Source organism: Azoarcus taiwanensis, assembly GCF_012910885.1.
In the GTDB taxonomy this organism is placed as follows: domain Bacteria; phylum Pseudomonadota; class Gammaproteobacteria; order Burkholderiales; family Rhodocyclaceae; genus Azoarcus_F; species Azoarcus_F taiwanensis.
Map to the genome: position 1 here is coordinate 1 of NZ_WTVM01000209.1, position 4,394 is coordinate 4,394.

General features: G+C 60.9%; 4 protein-coding genes. All 4 read left to right on the forward strand.

The window, feature by feature from the left end; all coding sequences use genetic code 11:
• Positions 1-140 precede the first annotated feature (140 nt).
• The gene (locus GPA21_RS19395; protein WP_425483707.1) at positions 141-1,199 is read left to right on the forward strand and encodes a TraB/TrbI/VirB10 family type IV secretion system protein; all 1,059 of its coding nucleotides are present in this window, start codon (positions 141-143) and stop codon (positions 1,197-1,199) included.
• Positions 1,196-1,447 carry a DUF2274 domain-containing protein gene (locus tag GPA21_RS19400; RefSeq protein WP_168989720.1) on the forward strand — a complete coding sequence of 84 codons (252 nt, stop codon included), beginning with the start codon at positions 1,196-1,198 and terminating at the stop codon, positions 1,445-1,447. Before GPA21_RS19395 ends, GPA21_RS19400 begins: the two co-directional genes overlap by 4 nt.
• A 230-nt stretch (positions 1,448-1,677) precedes the next feature.
• A complete protein-coding gene (locus GPA21_RS19405; RefSeq protein WP_246262064.1) occupies positions 1,678-2,817 on the forward strand; it encodes an AAA family ATPase in 1,140 nt (379 codons plus the stop codon).
• A partial coding sequence (locus tag GPA21_RS19410; RefSeq protein ID WP_168989722.1) for a S8 family peptidase occupies positions 2,814-4,394 on the forward strand: 1,581 nt, incomplete at its 3' end. The genes GPA21_RS19405 and GPA21_RS19410, both read left to right, overlap by 4 nt.

A 4,394-nucleotide genomic window follows, 5' to 3' on the forward strand; every position in this document is an offset into this window, starting at 1 on the left:
ACCCTCGGGTCCAGGACAGCTTCCACATCGAACACCACTGATTCCCTTTCCATCTCTGACTCCTTCAAGTCGATGGGTGGGGAAAATTCGATTACCACAGGTGGGGATTATTGGATTACCGCTGACACGAGCTTTACAACGTGGATCGTGTCTCCCGCTCCGCAGGACTCGACAAGCTGCCAGCCGACTACTCGAAGCTGCCGCCACAGATACCGGAACTGGGGCCGCCGCTGCCGGGCGACCTGGGGCCGGCCATCGTGAAATCGCAGCAACCCGTGGTGCCCACCTACACGCCTCCGGGCCAAGACCTGGCTGCAGCCGAGCGTGATGCACAACGCAAGGAAGCAGAAGCGGCAGCGGGCTCGTCGGTGTTCTTCCGTTCGGGTGGTCAGCGTGCGACTGCTGCGCCAACGCAGGTCGCCATGGCCAGTCCGTCGTCTGGCCTGTCGGGTTTTGACCCGATGGCCGCTGGCCCGGCTTCGACGGAGGCCCAGCCCACCGACCCGACCACCGTGCAGAACCGGCAGGACCAGAAAGAGGCGTTCCTGAAAGCCAGTTCCACGGAAACCCGCAATTCCGGGAATCTGAGAATGTCGGCCTCGCCGTACCAGGTCATGGCCGGCACGGTGATCGCGGGCGCGCTGGTCACGGGCATCAAATCCGATCTGCCGGGCGACGTGATTGCCACGGTGACAGAGCCGATCTACGACACGGCCACCGGCAGGTTCATGCTGATCCCGCAGGGCTCGCGCATCCTGGGCCGCTACAACAGCCAGGTGAGCTACGGGCAGAGCCGCGTGCAGGTGTTGTGGAACCGGATCATCCTGCCCGACACGTCCTCGCTGACGCTGGACAACCTGGCGGGCACCGATCCGGCTGGCTACGCTGGTCTGGAGGATGGCGTCGATTGGCATTGGGACCGCATCTTCGCCGGCGCTGCGTTGACGACGCTGCTGGGGATTGGTGCCGAGCTGGCCGCACCGGAAAGCCGCCAGAACGGCGATCGGGTCGTCGTCGCCGGGCGCGACAGCCTGCAGGACAGCGTGAACCAGGTCGGACAGGAGATGACGCGGCGCAACCTCAACATCCAGCCAACGTTGACGGAGCGGCCCGGCTTGCCGGTGCGCATCATCGTCAACCGGGATCTGGTGCTGCGGCCGTATCAACCGTTGTTCTTCAATCGGGGGACTTCACGATGAGCACGGCGCGCAAGCTGCGGCTGGGGCCGCTACCCAAGACCGAGAGCGTCAAGCTGACCTTCGCTTGCCCGGCCAGCCTCAAGGCGGACCTCGACCGCTATGCAGCTCTGCATGCCCAGACCTATGGCGAGATGGTCGATGCGGCGACGCTGATTCCGCACATGCTGGAGGCGTTCATGGTGGGCGATCGAGGTTTCCGAAGGATAGGCAGATCGCCGACCACAAAGCCCCGCGCTGGAGGCGGCTGATAGCGATTCGCTGCACTTCCAAGACGACCTGAGCTGAGGTGGCCAAGTGCCACCCATCCTTTACACGCTCACGCCTGCACCCGATGTGGCGTTGCGGGAGGGGATCGCCCGTTGATGATCTCCTTCCCAGACACCAAAGAAGTGTGAGACAATACTTTTAGTCCATTTTATATGGATAAAAATGTATTTTAAATCAATGACTTGGTGTGTTCATGGGCGAATTAACTGGATTGAAAGCTGATTTAGCCCAAGTGGTTCGGCTGGCGCTTGCCGAGCAGACGGAAGATGTTCGTCTGTTCGCGGCAAGGCTGGTCAGAAAATACCGGGGCTCTGAACCGGAATTGGCTGAGCAGGTGGACCTGTTCCTTCGCGCCAAGCCGCATCGGGCAGGGACGCCATTGCGCAAGACAGGCACGCCAGCACTAGCTGAGCAGGTGCTGCCGGTAGATGACGAATCGCGCCTCTCGCTGCTGAAGGTCTTCAAGGATTCCTCGGATCGGGAGTCACCACTGCTGTCGGCTGAGTTGGAGGAGTCCCTCGGGCAGTTGATCCAGGAGCGCAAGCAAGCTGCGCGTCTTGCTGCTCTAGGTCTGACCCCCACGCGCTCTGCGATCTTTGTCGGTCAGCCAGGCGTGGGCAAGACACTGACGGCTCGTTGGTTGGCCGCCCAGCTTGGCGTGCCCTTGTATGTGCTCGATCTGACGGCTGTGATGAGCAGCTTGCTGGGTCGCAGCGGTAGCAATCTGCGCGCCGCGCTGGATTTCGCCAAGCGTAGTCCCTGCGTCTTGCTGCTCGATGAGATCGATGCAATCGCCAAGCGCCGCAGCGACGACACTGACATTGGCGAGCTTAAGAGGCTGGTGACCGTGATTCTGCAGGAGGTCGATGAATGGCCTGCGGCAGGATTGCTGCTGGCTGCGACCAACCACCCGGAGCTGATCGATCCGGCGTTGTGGCGACGGTTCGATTTGGTCGTGGAATTCAAGATGCCAGAGGCAGCGGCGGTCAAGGAAGCAATCAAGCGGTTCCTGGGGCAGGACTTCGCGCTGTTCGGTCGCTGGATCGAGATTCTGACTTTTGCGTTTCGCGGGCAGTCCTTCAGCGACATCGAGCGCGAGATTCAGCGCTTCCGGCGCGCCGTTGCATTGGGGACTACGCCGGATGCCGACCTGGTCGAGGACTTCATCAAAGCACGCGCTCTGTCACTGGACCGGCAAGGCCGCATCGATATGGCGGTGTTGCTGGCGAAGCAGACACGCTTGTCCCAGCACAGCATCTCGGACATTACCGGGGTGAGCCGGGACACCATTCGCAAGTACACAGCCGACGGATCAATTGTCGTTCCCAAGAAGCGGAGGCGTGAGGCATGAGTCAGACCAACTTTCTGATCGGGCGCGGTGAACTGCTGACCCACGAAATCAAGGGTCCAAAACGTGGCATGGAAAAGGCCGAGGTCTACACATTGCAGCAGGCGAGGAGTCGTTTGACGCCACAGTTCGCCGAAGTCGCAGAAAGCCTCGACAGCTTGCCTCGCGGAGCTTGCCCAGGGGATCTGGGCGTGGCGCGCCTCACACTCAACCCAAGCTACATCGCGCGCTCTTTCTTTCCGGTGGCCATGCTGCGGGACGCGGGTCTTGAATCGGTGGGTAGCAGAGCCGTCAAGCTCACGCCGGAAGCCTGGTCCAAAAAGGGGCCGCCGCGCGAGTCGACCACCACAGAGCTTTTTGTGGTGGGTAGGCGTCAGGCATTCCGTCAGTTGAAGGATTGGGCGGGGAAAGTAGAAGAAGGGTCGAATGAAGCGAAGGACCTATCGCATATCGAACGGTTTTCCGCCTTCGAGCCGAAGGACCGTATTGTGTCGCTCGGTAAAGTCAAAGATCGCTTCTTCGAGGTTGGCGTCCACTTGCTGCCTGGCGACGGCGATCAGTTCGTGCAGCGCGCTTTTGCCAAGTATGCGGCTGAGGTCGGCGTGACAATCCACACCGATTTGGCGTTCAGTGCGGGCAATCTATGGTTTCTCCCGGTCGAGGGAAAACACGACAACGTCAAGCGCTTGGCCGAATTCTCCTTTGTGCGCGTGATTCGTCCCATGCCAAAGCTGCGTGGCATGCGCCCCGTCCAGCGATCAGCGGGTGTGACTGTGGCGTGCAATCTGCCAACGGAGCAGCAACCGCTGTCGTCGGAACCCAAGGTGGCAATCCTCGATGGCGGTCTGCCCAAGCGGCACAGCATTGCCCCGTGGGTGCGTACCTATCGCGTTCTGGACGAAAACGCGGCGGACGATCCGGGTGGCTTGGAGCATGGCCTTGGGGTGACTTCAGCATTCCTGTTTGGTCCTATCGCGCCGAACAGCACTGCGGCACGGCCTTACTCCTACGTCGATCACCTGCGTGTTCTAGATCGCGAAACCGACTCGGAAGACCCACTGGAACTTTACCGTACGCTGGGATTTGTCGAAGAAGTGTTGCTGTCGCGTCAATACCAGTTCATCAATCTCAGCCTTGGCCCGGACCTTCCGATCGATGACACCGATGTCCACGCCTGGACTTCGGTGATTGACGACCTGCTCAGCGATGGCGATACGCTGATGACAGTGGCTGTAGGCAACAACGGCGAGATGGACCGATCAGTGGGCAATGCCCGTGTGCAGGTTCCCTCTGACTGCGTCAACGCACTGTCTGTGGGGGCGGCCGATAATGTTGACGCCACGTGGGCGCGTGCGGCCTACAGTGCCATTGGACCTGGACGCAGCCCCGGTGTGGTGAAGCCGGATCTCATGGCTTTTGGCGGCGATGCATCCAATTCCAAGTATTTTCATGTGCTCGGTGAGGGCGCAAAACCGACACTGGTGCCACAACTCGGCACCAGTTTTGCTTCGCCATACCTGCTGCGCAACGCCGTCGGGGTGCGCGCAATTCTCGGTGCCGACTTGTCCCCACTGGCGATC